Raw genomic sequence first — 14133 nt, 5'->3', positions numbered from 1 at the left:
TTTAAAAGGTTTCCGTGGGCGGGTTCTTTTAATTTCAATTCGTTTTTTCCAACTCAAAATTGTATTTTTATCAATTTCAAATTGTGCAGAGACCGCTCGTATGGAATATCCTTCCTCAAGCTTCGCTATCACTTTTCGTCTAAAATGTTCTGAATAACTCATTTTTATATTGTCTTATATTTTTGATTGTTTGACTATAGACAGAACCCAGTACAGTGACACTTGTCAAGAACACCGTAACAACACAGGTATCAGTGCATCCGATGACTCAAATGCAGGCATACGTGCCGATGGTACAGCCTCAGTGGTTGAAGGCTTATATCACCATCAAACTTATATACAACGCCAGCTTTTTATCAGTACTGCAGATGAACCTTACTTATATATTCATGCTGAAGAACTTAATTTACCTCGTTTAGGTGGAAGTACTGCCACAGGATCAGTCACTGCCCAATCTAACGTTGATTTAACCATTAAAGCAGGCACAAAACTCACCGATGGCAATGGTTACTACTGGCATGTCATCAGTGATACCTATTTATAAGCTGTATCACCCAGCACTACTTACCTGCTTATTTACGAATTGAGCAAGAGGGTGTTCGCTGGTGGAATAGTAAATCAGGAACGTTCACCTTCAGACCTTGGCGTGCTTATGGTCAATTCTTACTCTATTTTAATTTTCAGCCACAGGGAAATGGCAATGTTTATGTGAAAACATTCAGTAAAGATGGGATATTAATCAGCGATAATAAAGTCGCTTCATTTAATGCAGCAGGTTATGACCTATGGGAGCAAACGATCAAATATGTATTTGAATTACCACAAGGGGGGTATGCAGAGATTGCTTACGATCTATCTGTGTGGAATCGAAATTACGGCAATGGCAATGGATCAATCTATGTGAATGATCGACCAAAGAGCTTCTCACCTGTGGGGTATACGTCCACTGTAGACTCATCAAACCAAAGTGGTATCGAAAACCAACAACAAGATGATGGCTATTCAATCTACCCAAGTTATCAATGGTTTTATTATAGCGATGCCTCAAAACAGTATATCCAACTGAGCGACTTATCTACATTTGATCAACCTGTGAAGAATGTACCAAACTATCACCGAGATAACCTTGCCGATCAAAAGAACAAAGAACTATGGGCTGTTGTTGAAGTCGGAAAACAAACAGTCACTTTACCAAACAGCGATTACATCGCTGTCGCAACTCAAGTGGTACGTGCTGCAACGGATAGTAATGGGGATATTGTTTTAGGTATTCCATTTGATATGAGAGCCATCAGTACACCAAATAATGAAACATTGCTTTATACTGTGGCTTACTACAGTAAAGAAGTCAGTAAATCATCTAAAGATACTGACTTCCCTGCGGGTAGCTTGAATGGCAAACATACAATTTATGTACGTAGTTAGAAATAATAAGGCCATACGTTAGAATATGGCCTTTATTTTGGTTTAGTGCAAAATAAACCATTAAAATCTAGTGCAGAATGAATCGGCAATTTACAGGATTGAATGGAATTCTTTAATTTCTTTACCAAGAGACCTATTAAAAGAAATATATAAATATTATGTAATAATATGATCACTTTTCTTTAAGATTTTGACAACATCATTGTTAAAAGCCAAGATAGAATGCTTTTTCAAAGAGGATAAAATATATTGATCATTTATAGATAAATCTAAAATGACTTATTTTTGTACTATCATACTGTTACAGAGTAAAATAGGTTGCAAATTACAATAATTTTAGATAGTATTCTTTCAAACTGAAATCTTGTAAATACAAGAATTTGAGAGTTTTAGGGCCTATAGCTCAGTTGGTTAGAGCAGCGGACTCATAATCCGTTGGTCCCGTGTTCGAGTCACGGTGGGCCCACCATTTATTAAACCTCGTAACTGATTGAGTTATGAGGTTTTTTATTGTCTAAACATCCTGTTTTCAAGCTCTTTTCACGGACCGTAAAGTGGTCCATCTTACAAAAGATCTGTGGTGGTGGTGTAACTTGCCGATTCTAGTGTGAGTTACTGATTTATTCTGCACTAAACCTATGTGGGACTGTGTGAGTTACTGATTTATTCTGCACTAAACCTATGTGGGACTGAGCGTGACTAATTGGGATAAAGTGGGATGAAAGCATTGATATATAAGCATTTGAAGAATTTTTAAAGGGGAAATTAGCAATATGCCAATTTCCCCTTTATTTTGCACTAAATTTGAATAATTCGCATAATTAGAGCAATTTTACATTTTATTTTGCACCCTAAATAAGTTGTTATATGATTAAAATTTTAACGTATATAACTGTTTTTTATAAATTTAGCTAAAATAACCTGATAAATATCAGTTCCTACTGATTGAGCAACTTTGGACATTTTTTTCTAACGAGTTGCTCAACCTTAAATCATTGATTTTTAATACTATTATTTATACTTCATTTTTTAGTTCCTCAATCCAATTGAGCAACTAAAATGCAAAATATTGAGCAACTTTATTTTTTATTCTCATGTATCTGAGCAAGATATGCATCTCTAACAGTTAAACGAATTCGCTCCATCAGCTCATCGTCAAAGGTATTCATAGTGTCTAATAAATCTGCATATAACTGCTTACGCTGGGTAGATACGACCGCCCTAGCATGCGTATCTTTAATGACAGCATCGTAAAGCTCTGTTCGTATTGTATCGTCTGTAATATCTGAACTGTTTAGCATTGCCGCTATGGACTGTTTTGTATGCTCGCTTGCAGGGACACCCGTTAGAATATATTGAATATCAAAACCAAGTTTTCCCATTAGAGATAGTTTGTCACTAGGAATAGGTGTACCTGTTTCCCATCTTTTTATAGACATGTCACTAACACTTACAGCATCAGCCAGAGCTTGCTGAGTATATTTAAGCCTTTTTCGCTCATCTTTTAAACAAATAGAACTAATATGTTCCATATCCAAAACTCCAGTGTTGACAATATAACAAATATGTTCCAAATTAATAACAGATAGAACATATATGTTCTTCAATCATCATTCATTTGAATGATTTTATCACAATTTAAAGGACACATTATGACCCCTTCAGAATTCAGCAAAGCCGTTCACGACGCATTATTTAAATTAGGCAAAACTCAAAAACAGTGGGCGTTAGAAAATGGCTTTGCCGTGCAGTATACATCACTTGTGGTATCTGGGCGTTCAGTTGCTGTACGTGGTAAAGCTCGTGAAATCAAACTACGTCTTGAAGATCTGATTGCATCTACCGCTGAAAAGTAAAATCGATATTAATTAAGGTCATGGTTATGGAACAGCTAAATAAAGAGTGGTATAGCGCAGTCGAACTTAGTGAATTAAATTTAGCTATTTTCCCATCTACTCGTTTTGGTATTCAAAAAAAGTTTACCAAAGAGCAACGCCCTAGCCGTGTTGTTGATGGGCAACGAGGTGGTGTTTCAGGAAAAATGACTGAATATTTACTCACATTAGAGGAAATTGATGTACTTCAAAAGACTCAACTTGTGAAACATATTGTCGAGCATTCTAACGCTGAGCTTGCTAAAAAACACTCAATCATTGGCAATCCAGTCTCAAAAGCTCTCACGGACTGCCAACGAGAAGTAGCAGCTCATAAGCTCATTGTCGTGCGGTATTTACAACAGCAGATCAGAGCTGGGGTTAAAAAAACGGTTGCGATTGAACAGCTGATTGAGCGTGCCAATACTCAAAATTTACCGTGTGAGATTTTGGAAGCCATTCATAAAGCCAATGCTAAAGCGGGTTCAAAACGTACTGTTAGCCGTCGCTCTTTATTTGATTGGATGAAAACGGTTGAGGAGGCAGAACAACATGACCTTGAGTTATTTAGTGTGCTTGCTCCAAAGGCTCGTCGACAACAAGATGTTCCAAGTTGGGTCATTCCTTTTTTAAAGCTTTGGCAACAACCGCAAAAACCCACAATTACAGCATGTTTGGAGCAACTTCCAAATTATTTAAATGGGAAGCCCTGCCCCAGTTATAGCCAAGCGTATCGCTTTTTAAAGCAGAAAATGGGCAACGTTGAGATGATGAAAGGGCGTATAGGTAAAAAAGAGTTACGGAACCTTCAACCATTTATTCGTCGTGATACGTCAAATTTGATGCCAACTGATGTGTATACCGCAGATGGTCATTGTTTTGATGCGGAGGTCGCTCACCCAATACATGGCCGACCGTTTAGACCTGAAATCACCTCTATTATTGATGTTGCAACTCGTAGAGTGGTGGGTTGGTCAATATCACTGTCTGAGAGTAGTTGGTGTGTGCTTGATGCGATTCGTATGAGTGCAACAACGTGCGGAATCCCTGCCATTTTTTATGTAGATAATGGCTCAGGTTATAAAAATGATTTGCTGAATGCTCGTGGGCATGGGGTGTTGGCTCGTTTGCATACTGAGATTAGCCATGCTCTGCCCTATAACTCTCAAGCTAAGGGGATTATTGAGCGTAGCCATCAAACCCTTTGGGTAAAAGCTGCTAAGAATTTACCAACCTATATTGGTAAAGATATGGATCGAGAGGCGGGTCATGCAGTACATAAAGCGACTCGTAATGAGATTAAGCAGTTTAGTGTATCTAAAGCTTTAATGAATTGGTCGGATTTTATTGCGTATGCATCTCAAGTGGTTGATGGTTATAACAATAGTCCACATCGAGGGTTGAAGCGAATTGTTGATGTGAATACAGATAAAAAACGGTATCAAAGCCCTATGGAAGCGTGGCATGAGGCAGTCGTTGGTGGTGCGGTGATTGATATTGTCAAAGACTGGGACGCTGAGGATTTGTTCAGACCCTATGAGGAACGCAAAGTGCGTCGGGGTGAAATTGATTTATTTGGCAACCGATATTTTAGTGCATCTTTAGAGCAGTTTCATGGCGATACGGTTCTGGTGGGTTATGACATTCATTGTGCAGACAAAATTACAGTGCGTACTTTAGAGGGTAAGTTGATTTGTCATGCCCTTTGGAATGCCAATAAACGTGATTATTTCCCTAAATCTAAGATTGAGCAAGCGGTTGAGAAACGTGCTCAAGGGCGTTTGCGTAGATTGGCTGTGCATCAAGATGAGGCTTTGGCTGAAATGAGTCCAAAGGCTGTGATTGAGCATATAGAAGACAAAAATATGATTGTATTTGACCAAAGTAGACGTGAAAAACTGATGTCTGAGTTAGATGCTTTACCTATACAGACTGAACAATATCAACCATTTTTTAAAACGACATCCATGGTTCAAGAACAACCGTTAAAAGCGTCATCTGATGACAAAGTGATGCGTTGGATTGCGTTAGATCAACAAGTGAAAGGAGGTGAAATACTCGAAAAGCAAGATGAAGATTTTTGGAAGTTGTTCCAGCTTTCTAAAAAGTTTGAGCAACTTAGCATGTCTAACGACACGCTAAAGGATTATTTAGCATGCCGTCAGGCATAAATTAGGTTTGTGCTGTATTCGCAGTACAGTACAAAAAACAACCGTTCTTTTTTATATGGTGATTTAAATGACTAAAAATGTCAAGCCTCTTGCAGGTGGTTTAGCGGATATTCGCAATATTGCACAATGTTATGAAGCAGTTGAACGTACTTTAAAGCGTAATCCATTGTTGCCAGGTATTTCTGCATTTTATGGCCCATCAGGCTTTGGTAAATCAACTGCAGCTAATTATGTAGCGACAAGAACCAATGCATTTTATGTACAAGTGAAGTCTACATATACCAAAAAAGCCTTTGCTGAAGCAGTGTTACGTGAAATGAGTATTCCTATTCCTAAAACACTGAGTGAGCAAATGGAGCTGGCGAGTGCTGAGCTTGCTAAATCTGGTCGACCACTGATTATTGATGAATTTGATCATTTACTGACAGGAAATAAAGTCGAAATTGTACGGGACTTATATGAAGCCAGCCAAGGTACATTTTTAATTATCGGTGAGGAGTTATTGGCTCGTAAGCTTGAAAAATGGGAACGATTTCATGGGCGGGTGTTGAATTGGGTACCTGCGTTGCCCTCTGATTTAGATGATGTATTGGCTTTGGCTTCAATTTATGCGCCAAGTATTGAAATTGATATCGCTGTACTTGAACGTTTAGTCGCTGTTGTACGTGGCTCCACTCGACGGGTGTCAACCAACTTGGAAATGCTCCATGAATATGCCCTTGATGAAGGCGTAGCTCATGTCACCTTAGATAATTTAGAGCGTGTTTTACCACATGGTTTTGTCACGGGTGAAAGCCCAAAACCTCGCAGTTTCTGAGGAGAAGATGATGGATATTACATTTTTTAAACCACACTTTAAGTCATTAAATGAAATCATGCCAAATAAAAAATTACCTTATCAGCCTCCTCGTCAACGTGTATGGATGGCTATTCGTACTAATGCTGCTGAGTTTACGGTTCAGCAAGTGGCTGATTTAGGGAATATGAAATATGAAAGCACTCGTAGTTTTGTCAGTCAATTGGTGAAAGCAGGTTTAGTTAAAGTCACTAAAATCACACCAGTACACCATGTAAACTGTACAGTAAAACAAAAAGTATATTGCTTAGTAGATGATGTCGGTTATCACTATCCTCAAATGAGTAAATCAGGAAAGCTCTTAGGCGTGACTGGTAATAAAGCGATGTGGAATACGTTACGCATTACACAAAAAGCAATGTGTGCAGATGAGTTAGCAAAACAATCTAGTAATGAGGTTTTACACGTCAAATCTTCCACTGCAAGTAGTTACTTAGCCATGCTCTATGAAGCGGGATATCTCAAATGTGTTGAGAATGCTAAAACGACAGGAGGTAAAGCCAAATATATGCTTTTGCCCCACATGAATACAGGAGCTAAACCGCCACAAATTCAACGTGTAAAGCAAGTTTTTGACCCAAATCTTAATCAGACCATGTACTCAGAGCGCCCTGAACTTGATGAAGAAGCTCAACACGGTGTGTTAGGAGTCTTTTATGCATAATCTTAAAAATGTGGATCGGATTGATTTAACACTTGACCGCTTGAAAGTCGAAAAAGCATTCAATAGCTATAAGTTACAAGTCAAACATGAACGTTTTGTATGGGCATTACTGTTTTTAGGTTCGGTACTGAGCATTCTCGCACTCATTGTATTGATGTGGGTTCAAGGGGGTCATCATGGCTGTTGAAGCATGGAAGTTACTCGTTGAAAACCGTGTAAAAGAACTCGGAAGTCTGCAAAAGGTCGCTGATGAAATTGGGTATGCTCGTTGTAGTTTATCGCTTGCTTTACGTGACAAGTATGTGGGTAAAACCGACCGATTGATTGCCGCTGTATTCAATAAACTGAATACATTCGATTGCCCTCACCTACAGCGAGAGTTATCTGCCAGTGAATGTAAGCAGTTTAAAGAGCGTGATGCACCCACACAAAACCCACTCGAAATGCGGCACTGGAGAGCATGTCAGGCCTGCCCTGTGCAATGTCAAGGAGGGAAAAAGCATGGCTGATTGTGCAGATATTGCAAATATTGCGATTGAAAATAATTTATCTAGTCGCTTGGCTTGTCGGGTGAATTATCAGCAAGCCAGTTTATTAGAGTGTGAATTTTGCGGTGAAATGATCCCTGAACAGCGTCGAAAATTAGGTGGTGTCACTCGATGTATGAATTGTCAGGTAGCTTTTGAACAAGGGCTTAAATAGGATAAAAAATATGACTCATTATTTAGAAGTACCCCAAGGGTTTAAGCAAGATGCAAAAGGTCGTTTGATTCCAGTAGCACAGATTAAAGCGATTGAAATTGAGCGTGATGACTTAACCCAAGCTTTAATTGAACAGGCCAAAATCATGCAGGCACAGATGCAAATGTTTAAACAGCAAGCCTTTGCTGATGTTGCGGCTTTTGTTCAACTTTCAGCTGAGCAATACGACATTCAAATTGGCGGTAATAAAGGCAATATTACCCTCATGAGTTTTGATGGTCAGTATAAGATTGTACGTCAAAATCAAGATTCAATTCGTTTTGATGAGCGTTTATCGGCAGCCAAAGCATTGATTGATGAATGTATTCAATCTTGGTCTGAGGGTTCGAGTAACTATATTAAAATTTTAGTCAATGATGCCTTTCAGGTCGATAAAGAAGGAAAAATATCGACAGGTCGTGTGCTAGGTTTACGTCGCCATGACATCCCTGATGAACGCTGGCAGAAAGCGATGCAAGCAATTAGTGATAGCATCATGGTCACTGATAGTAAAAACTATATTCGCTTTTATGATCGAGATAACAACGGCAAATATCAACCCATTTCGTTAGATTTTGCCAATATTTAACCTCAATTGAATAGAGTATTTTTTATGAATAAAACACAATTGATACAAGCGATTGCTGAAAAATCAGGCTTAACCAAGACGCAAGCGACAACTGCACTGAATGCCTTTGAAGACAGTATTACTGAAGTACTAAAGTCAGGCAATGATGTTTCCATCTTAGGCTTTGGAACATTCATCGTAAAAGAACGTGCAGCACGTACAGGACGTAACCCTGCGACAGGTGAACCCTTAGAGATTAAAGCCAGTAAACAGCCGAGTTTTAAAGCAGGTAAAGGTTTAAAGGACGCAGTGAACTAAGCGAAACAAAAGCACGACTCAAGTCGTGCTTTTGTCTACTTCGTGTCGTGATGAAGTACTGACGAGCAGCGAGATAAAATATGACAAACACAGCACTTCATTTTCAATGCCATCAATGTGGTTTAAAGTTTGAAAGTTTGACTGTTTGTACGATGTGTGAAACCGATTACTACATGTTGAATCTCAACAATCCAATGGATGCGTTTATTGCCAATGGTGGTTTTGATCGAATATTGACTCAGATCAATGAGCAGTCATCATCTACATTAAATGGTGAATCATGAAAAATCCTACCCGTAACCATCGCCTTGCCGCTATTCATGTGGCAAAAAAGACATTAGGGCTAGATGATGACACTTACCGTGATTTATTAACACAAGTGACAGGTAAACGATCTGCCAAAGACCTCAATCAAAATGAACTTATTGCTGTACTTAAACGCCTTGAAAGTTTGGGCTTTACTCAAAAATCGTTTGGTCAAAAGCCCAAGGTAAAACACAGCAAAGAGGCTTTAGTTGGAAAAATTGAAGCCTTACTGGCAGACCAAGCACTGCATTGGCAATACGCTGTAGGAATTGCTAAAAAAATGTTTAAAAAGGAGGCGTTAGAATTTTGCACAGAAAGTGAACTATGGCGTATAGTTGCAGCTTTAGAGTACAAAAAAAAGCGAGAGTCTCGTGCAAGCCAAAGCCATCAACAAACTTCCTGAAACATTACGGTTAATGGTGCAACTCACCGATTACCGCACTGCCCTTGCTTTATCCACTCAATTTGGTGGCGCTGAATATAAATTCCCTCGTGCCAGTCATGTGACTGAAAGCCATGAATTGGCCGAGTTTATTGGCTTTAATAACTTAAAAAAATTAGCACAATTTTGGAATGGTGAGATTATTTATATTCCTAAACCTGACCGCTATATTAATTACTTACGTGATGAACGAATTAAGCAAGAACTCAGAGAATTAGGGGGTGAGCCTAAACTCAATAAAATGCTTGCTCGCAAATACAATGTGACTGAGCGTTGGATTCGTGAAATCAAAAGAAAAATGCCAAATGATACTCCAATCATAGAAGATGACCAGATGGACTTATTTGAAGCCTAAACAGCAACGTACTCACTCGCTTTTGCCACCTTCGGGTGGTTTTTTTTGGAATTTTTTCCACTCTGCACTTAAATAAAGTCATGCCATGATCATGTTTTTATTCGAGAAAATAAAAGCATTGACTTCTTTTAAGCTATCAAAAGCCAGTTTAAACAAACTGCAAGGGGTACATCCACATATTGTCGCTGTGGTTGAACGTGCCATTCAAATCACTCAGATCGATTTTAAAGTGGTTGAAGGTTTACGAACCTTAGAACGACAAAAACAACTCCTCGCCCAAAAAGCCACCACCACATTAAAAAGCCGTCATTTGACAGGCCATGCTGTAGATCTGTGTGCCTTGGTCACTAACCAAGTGACTTATGAGTATAAGTATTACATTCAAATTGCCGATGCCATGAAACGTGCTGCTCAAGAGCTAGATATAGTAATTGAATGGGGTGGCGACTGGAAAACCTTCAAAGATGGCATGCACTTTCAACTGCCGTGGAGTGTGCGCTGATGGATGAGGAAAAGCGCAAGTATGTTGTATCAAATTGGCGTAAAGGCTGGCTGTGGTTCTCTAACTGGGCCTTTGGTTTAATTTGCTATATCGCTACTTTTGGTATTCCACCTGAAGTTTTAAAATTACTGCCTGAAGCCACACAAAACCATGTCATTGCAGTGCTTGCAGTCTTGGGAGCGATAACTCGTTTTATTAATCAAACCAAGCCACAGGATACAAAAACAGAATGATTATTCAACTGGAAACATGGCAAGTGATTACCTTACTCCTGTCTGTCATTGGCGGGCTGTGGGGAGCAATCAAACATTTCATCACTCGATCTGAACAGAACCTCTCACAGAACTTTAATATCACCAATCAAAAAATTGAAGACGTAGGCAAACAAGCTCTCAAGGCCCAAGAGGAAATTCGAGATTTAGAACGACAGTTTTTACATTTTAAAGCTGAAGTACCACAAACCTATGTTGGGCGTGATGACTACATCCGAGGACAAACCATTATTGAAGCCAAACTCGATGCGGTGGCAAGCCAGCTTTTAAATGTACACAAAGAACAGGTACAAAAACGATGACCGATTTAAGCAAAGCAAGACGTGAAAACATGCGTTGGAACTTACTCAATGCACTGAATAAAGCCCGTCCGATTGGTGCACAAGATGAGCTACTCCTCACGGTCATTCAGTCTCTGTATGACGATTGCACCCCAAAAGAATTACACAGTGAGCTTGAATATTTAAAAGATCGTGATCTTGTCATTATTGATAAACAACCCTCTGGTCATTGGCATGCCAAGCTCAATAGCAATGGTGTAGATGTGGTGGATTACACCGTGCATTGCCCTGCTGGAATTGCCCGTCCATCTAAATACTGGAACTAAACATGGCACGAGAATCTGCGGTGGATTTACTTGATGATGAAGACAAGCAGTGGTTAAACACATGGTTTAAAGACAAAGGCTTTTGTGGTTATGAAGAAATTGCCAATATCTTACAAGAACGTGGTTATAACATTAGCAAGTCTAGCGTACATCGCTATGGGCAAAAGTTAGAACAAAAGCTTGCAGCCGTACAAGCCAGTACTCAAGCCGCCATACTCATTGCAGATGCTGCGCCTGATGATGGCGACCAACGCTCTGCGGCTGTGTTGTCGTTAGTACAAACCGAGCTATTTAATGCCCTGATTGCCCTGCAACAAGCCAATGAAGAAGATGCCAACCCTGCAAAAAGACTGGCTTTAATTGCAAGCTGTAGTAAAGGGATTGCAGAGATTACTAAAGCTTCTGTAAATCAGAAAAAATGGCAACTTGAAGTACAAGATAAAGTGGAAAAAGCCGCTAAAGCCGTAGAAAAAATTGCCAAAAAAGGTGGGCTATCGAATGAAACAGCCACGGAGATTAGAAAACAGATTTTAGGGATTGCCGACTGATGAAAGACTCGCCTTTTCCTAAACCCGACTTTAACAGCGACGTGCCTGCGGTACTGTTGCCCTACCAACAAGCATGGATTGCAGACCGTAGCCCACTCAAGATTGGCGAAAAGTCACGACGTATTGGTCTGACATGGGCCGAGGCGGCTGATGCGTCACTCGAAGCCGCCAGTGACCAAAAAGCAGGTGGACAAAATACCTATTACCTTGGCTATAACAAAGATATGACCGTTGAGTTTATACAGGCCTGTGCCATGTGGTCTAGAGCTTATGGCTTGGCAGCCAACAGCGTTGAAGAAGGTATTTGGGAAGATGGCGACAAACACATTCAAACCTATATTATTCGCTTTCCTAAGTCGGGCTACCGTATTGAAGCCTTGACCAGTCGCCCGTCGAACTTACGTGGACGACAAGGGCGAGTTATTTTAGATGAAGCTGCATTCCATGAGTCATTAGATGAACTATTAAAAGCTGCCCTTGCTCTATTAATTTGGGGTGGCTGTGTACGAGTGATTAGCACACATGATGGTGAAGACAACCCATTTAATGAGCTGATTAATCAGATACGTGCAGGTAAACGTAAAGGCTCATTACACCGAACCAGTTTTAAAGAGGCTGTACAACAAGGTTTATATAAACGTGTGTGTATGCGTAAAGGTGAACCTTACTGCAAAGACAAAGAAGTAGAATGGGTACAAGAAGTTTATGATTTTTACGGCAGTGCATCAGATGAAGAATTGGATGTAATCCCAAGTAAAGGTGGTGGTCGTTGGTTGCCTCATTCTTTACTGGAGAACCGTAAAGATAGCACTGTACCTGTGATTCGTTTTGAAGCACCCAAAGGTTGGGACAACTTTGATAAAGTCAGTGAAGAAGCTCGTAATGCTGATGTTGAAGATTATTTTGATGAACACTTAAAGCCACTACTTGATGCCCTACCCGTCAAAGCCAAAAGCTTTTACGGATTAGACTTTGCCCGTAAACGTAATGCTTGCTCTTTTTGGCCGTTGATTGAACAGCAGAATACAAAAAAGCGTATTCCATTTTTATTTGAAATGTTCCGAGTACCCTACAAGCAACAAGAGAAGTTTTTAGAGCTGATGGTGGCACAGCTTCCAAACTTTAGTAAAGCTGCACACGATGCGGGTGGTAACGGTGGTTTTTTAGCTGAAGCGATGCAAGTACGCTATGGTGAACGAGTTGAAGCTGTCATGCTGACAGAAACGTGGTATCGAGATCATACCCCTCACTTTAAGGCATCTTTAGAAGATGGTGATATTGAGAATATGCCTGCCGATCTAGATGTGATTGAGGATCATAGAGCATTTGTGATGATGAATGGTGTGGCCCGCATACCTGCACAGGGCAAAACTAATGCCAATAATAAAGACCGTCATGGCGATAGTGCGATTGCTCACCTACTCGCTGACTATGCCAGTAAAAACCCAACCGCACCGATTGAGTTTTTTGAGCCGAAAGATTTAAATAAGGATGATGTGATTGATGGGGTGTTTGCTGAGGTGGGGTGTTTTTAGGTGATAAACTCAACTCCCATCCACTCTTTGGACTCCATATAAGAAGCTTCGTAAAAATATCGTACAAATAACCGAAAATTCTTATTATATTTATATCCCATAAGATCACTGTAGGATAAGGAGAATTCAAGAGGTAATTTATTTCTCAAAGTTTCATTAAATTTTTCCTCTTGCTTTCCTTCATAAAAAAATAATATTGAACAATCTTCACCTGATTCTAACTTAAAAAGCTTCTTTCTCACATCTTCACCAACTATTTCAATATCTTTTGCTATCTGTCCATGGTTTTTGATCATAAAAGATAATTTATTTCCCTCAAAAAAGTAACCATTCGCATTATCATCGATGATGTCATAAATATATCCAGCATCATAAATTTCTAATTTAGGCTCTATACTAATTCTTTTTTTTAGCAATTCACGCTCATATGCTTCATTCTGTTTGACTTGCTCTGCCACACTATTTTTTAACTCTTGAGCTTGTAATTCTAATGCTTTGGTATTTTGCTGTAACTCTTTACCCTGTTGTAAATAACCCATAACCAACCAAAAAAATGCAAGGGGTGAAAATGCACCTGCTAAATAATCACCCCACTCATTTAATTTACTAGGTTTTTCAATACTAGAACAAAAAATTGGGACAACTATAACGGTGATAATCCATATTGTTGTAATAACCCAAGGAAGTTTTTTCATAATTTAATTATTAATATATAAAACATAATTATACATTTATTAAAAAATAATAGGCTAATTAACCCGAATCCTGTTTAAGCCGAAGCACCGATGATTCGAATGTTCGGCTTATTCTTATGACAAACCTGATACGCACATAAAGATGCATAAATTCCTGCTAAATAGCCTTGAACACTTCTCGCCTTACTTGTCACTAAGTTGTATTTAGCTTTCAACAAACCAAACAATGTTTCAATCTTATTTCGTTGCTTCAA

22 protein-coding genes, 1 tRNA gene, 1 other RNA gene and 2 pseudogenes are annotated in these 14133 nt (G+C 39.3%); 22 read left to right on the top strand and 4 right to left on the bottom strand.

The features are described from left to right. Positions 1-162 (bottom strand): helix-turn-helix domain-containing protein (locus tag I2F17_RS11545; protein ID WP_211140042.1); only part of this gene is annotated, 162 nt, incomplete at its 3' end. Positions 163-178: 16 nt separating this feature from the next. On the opposite strand from I2F17_RS11545, the pseudogene I2F17_RS11540 reads away from it, so the two are divergent. The 3 genes and pseudogenes from I2F17_RS11540 to I2F17_RS11530 all read left to right on the top strand — a co-directional run. Next, positions 179-541: pseudogene (locus I2F17_RS11540) on the top strand (baseplate J/gp47 family protein); the annotation flags it as partial. Positions 542-708: 167 nt separating this feature from the next. Continuing rightward, positions 709-1425 carry a hypothetical protein gene (locus I2F17_RS12610; RefSeq protein ID WP_235985959.1) on the top strand — a complete coding sequence of 239 codons (717 nt, stop codon included), beginning with the start codon at positions 709-711 and terminating at the stop codon, positions 1423-1425. 392 nt (positions 1426-1817) lie between these two features. Beyond that, a tRNA-Ile gene (locus I2F17_RS11530) sits at positions 1818-1894 on the top strand. 610 nt (positions 1895-2504) lie between these two features. On the opposite strand, the gene I2F17_RS11525 is transcribed toward I2F17_RS11530, so the two are convergent. Next, a complete protein-coding gene (locus tag I2F17_RS11525; RefSeq protein WP_211140037.1) occupies positions 2505-2957 on the bottom strand; it encodes a helix-turn-helix transcriptional regulator in 453 nt (150 codons plus the stop codon). Between the two features lie 120 nt (positions 2958-3077). Here I2F17_RS11525 and I2F17_RS11520 point away from each other — a divergent pair, with 120 nt between their 5' ends. The 19 genes from I2F17_RS11520 to I2F17_RS11430 all read left to right on the top strand — a co-directional run bounded on the left by I2F17_RS11520 (position 3078) and on the right by I2F17_RS11430 (position 13184). Then, the gene (locus I2F17_RS11520; RefSeq protein WP_211140036.1) at positions 3078-3281 is read left to right on the top strand and encodes a helix-turn-helix domain-containing protein; all 204 of its coding nucleotides are present in this window, start codon (positions 3078-3080) and stop codon (positions 3279-3281) included. 26 nt (positions 3282-3307) lie between these two features. Beyond that, positions 3308-5470, top strand: a complete 2163-nt coding sequence (locus tag I2F17_RS11515; protein ID WP_235985958.1) for a Mu transposase C-terminal domain-containing protein — start codon at positions 3308-3310, stop codon at positions 5468-5470. A gap of 67 nt (positions 5471-5537) precedes the next feature. Beyond that, a complete protein-coding gene (locus I2F17_RS11510) occupies positions 5538-6287 on the top strand; it encodes an AAA family ATPase (RefSeq protein ID WP_211140035.1) in 750 nt (249 codons plus the stop codon). Positions 6288-6297: 10 nt separating this feature from the next. After that, complete coding sequence (locus tag I2F17_RS11505) at positions 6298-6990, top strand: hypothetical protein (RefSeq protein WP_211140034.1); 693 nt, start codon at positions 6298-6300, stop codon at positions 6988-6990. Further along, positions 6983-7177: a hypothetical protein gene (locus tag I2F17_RS11500; RefSeq protein ID WP_211140033.1), complete on the top strand. Its 195-nt coding sequence runs from the start codon at positions 6983-6985 to the stop codon at positions 7175-7177. The genes I2F17_RS11505 and I2F17_RS11500 overlap by 8 nt, the downstream gene beginning before the upstream one ends. Further along, on the top strand, positions 7167-7499 hold the full coding sequence (locus I2F17_RS11495) for a LysR family transcriptional regulator (RefSeq protein WP_211140032.1): 333 nt from the start codon (positions 7167-7169) through the stop codon (positions 7497-7499). Before I2F17_RS11500 ends, I2F17_RS11495 begins: the two co-directional genes overlap by 11 nt. Then, a complete protein-coding gene (locus I2F17_RS11490) occupies positions 7492-7692 on the top strand; it encodes a TraR/DksA C4-type zinc finger protein (protein ID WP_211140031.1) in 201 nt (66 codons plus the stop codon). The genes I2F17_RS11495 and I2F17_RS11490 overlap by 8 nt, the downstream gene beginning before the upstream one ends. Positions 7693-7702: 10 nt before the next feature. After that, positions 7703-8320, top strand: a complete 618-nt coding sequence (locus I2F17_RS11485) for a DUF3164 family protein (protein WP_211140030.1) — start codon at positions 7703-7705, stop codon at positions 8318-8320. Between the two features lie 24 nt (positions 8321-8344). Next, complete coding sequence (locus I2F17_RS11480; protein WP_211140029.1) at positions 8345-8617, top strand: HU family DNA-binding protein; 273 nt, start codon at positions 8345-8347, stop codon at positions 8615-8617. Beyond that, positions 8616-8692, top strand: an RNA gene (locus I2F17_RS11475) — hammerhead ribozyme type II. Before I2F17_RS11480 ends, I2F17_RS11475 begins: the two co-directional genes overlap by 2 nt. 5 nt (positions 8693-8697) lie before the next feature. After that, entirely contained in the window at positions 8698-8901 is a 204-nt protein-coding gene (locus I2F17_RS11470; protein WP_211140028.1) for a hypothetical protein, read from the top strand. Continuing rightward, a complete protein-coding gene (locus I2F17_RS11465; protein ID WP_211140027.1) occupies positions 8898-9326 on the top strand; it encodes a gp16 family protein in 429 nt (142 codons plus the stop codon). Before I2F17_RS11470 ends, I2F17_RS11465 begins: the two co-directional genes overlap by 4 nt. Further along, complete coding sequence (locus tag I2F17_RS11460; RefSeq protein ID WP_196423818.1) at positions 9295-9720, top strand: Mor transcription activator family protein; 426 nt, start codon at positions 9295-9297, stop codon at positions 9718-9720. The genes I2F17_RS11465 and I2F17_RS11460 overlap by 32 nt, the downstream gene beginning before the upstream one ends. An 85-nt stretch (positions 9721-9805) precedes the next feature. After that, positions 9806-10222, top strand: a complete 417-nt coding sequence (locus tag I2F17_RS11455) for a M15 family metallopeptidase (RefSeq protein ID WP_213014488.1) — start codon at positions 9806-9808, stop codon at positions 10220-10222. Continuing rightward, positions 10222-10455: a DUF7940 domain-containing protein gene (locus I2F17_RS11450; RefSeq protein ID WP_211140026.1), complete on the top strand. Its 234-nt coding sequence runs from the start codon at positions 10222-10224 to the stop codon at positions 10453-10455. The genes I2F17_RS11455 and I2F17_RS11450 overlap by 1 nt, the downstream gene beginning before the upstream one ends. Continuing rightward, the gene (locus I2F17_RS11445; RefSeq protein WP_196423815.1) at positions 10452-10796 is read left to right on the top strand and encodes a hypothetical protein; all 345 of its coding nucleotides are present in this window, start codon (positions 10452-10454) and stop codon (positions 10794-10796) included. The genes I2F17_RS11450 and I2F17_RS11445 overlap by 4 nt, the downstream gene beginning before the upstream one ends. After that, entirely contained in the window at positions 10793-11101 is a 309-nt protein-coding gene (locus I2F17_RS11440; protein WP_196423814.1) for a hypothetical protein, read from the top strand. The genes I2F17_RS11445 and I2F17_RS11440 overlap by 4 nt, the downstream gene beginning before the upstream one ends. Before the next feature lie 2 nt (positions 11102-11103). Next, positions 11104-11649, top strand: coding sequence for a DUF3486 family protein (locus I2F17_RS11435; protein WP_196423813.1), 546 nt, complete (start codon positions 11104-11106; stop codon positions 11647-11649). Beyond that, the gene (locus I2F17_RS11430; RefSeq protein ID WP_211140025.1) at positions 11649-13184 is read left to right on the top strand and encodes a hypothetical protein; all 1536 of its coding nucleotides are present in this window, start codon (positions 11649-11651) and stop codon (positions 13182-13184) included. The genes I2F17_RS11435 and I2F17_RS11430 overlap by 1 nt, the downstream gene beginning before the upstream one ends. On the opposite strand, the gene I2F17_RS11425 is transcribed toward I2F17_RS11430, so the two are convergent. Together I2F17_RS11425 and I2F17_RS11420 are read right to left on the bottom strand one after the other, a co-directional pair. After that, positions 13181-13879 carry a hypothetical protein gene (locus tag I2F17_RS11425; protein ID WP_211140024.1) on the bottom strand — a complete coding sequence of 233 codons (699 nt, stop codon included), beginning with the start codon at positions 13877-13879 and terminating at the stop codon, positions 13181-13183. The two genes, I2F17_RS11430 and I2F17_RS11425, sit on opposite strands and share 4 nt — an antisense overlap. A 74-nt stretch (positions 13880-13953) precedes the next feature. Beyond that, positions 13954-14133 (bottom strand): annotated as a pseudogene (locus I2F17_RS11420) (IS982 family transposase); the annotation flags it as partial.

The sequence above is a fragment of the Acinetobacter baretiae genome, from assembly GCF_015627105.1.
GTDB lineage: Bacteria > Pseudomonadota > Gammaproteobacteria > Pseudomonadales > Moraxellaceae > Acinetobacter > Acinetobacter baretiae.
The sequence above is the reverse complement of the archived record's forward strand: the minus strand, read 5'-3'. Positions and strand labels throughout refer to the sequence as shown.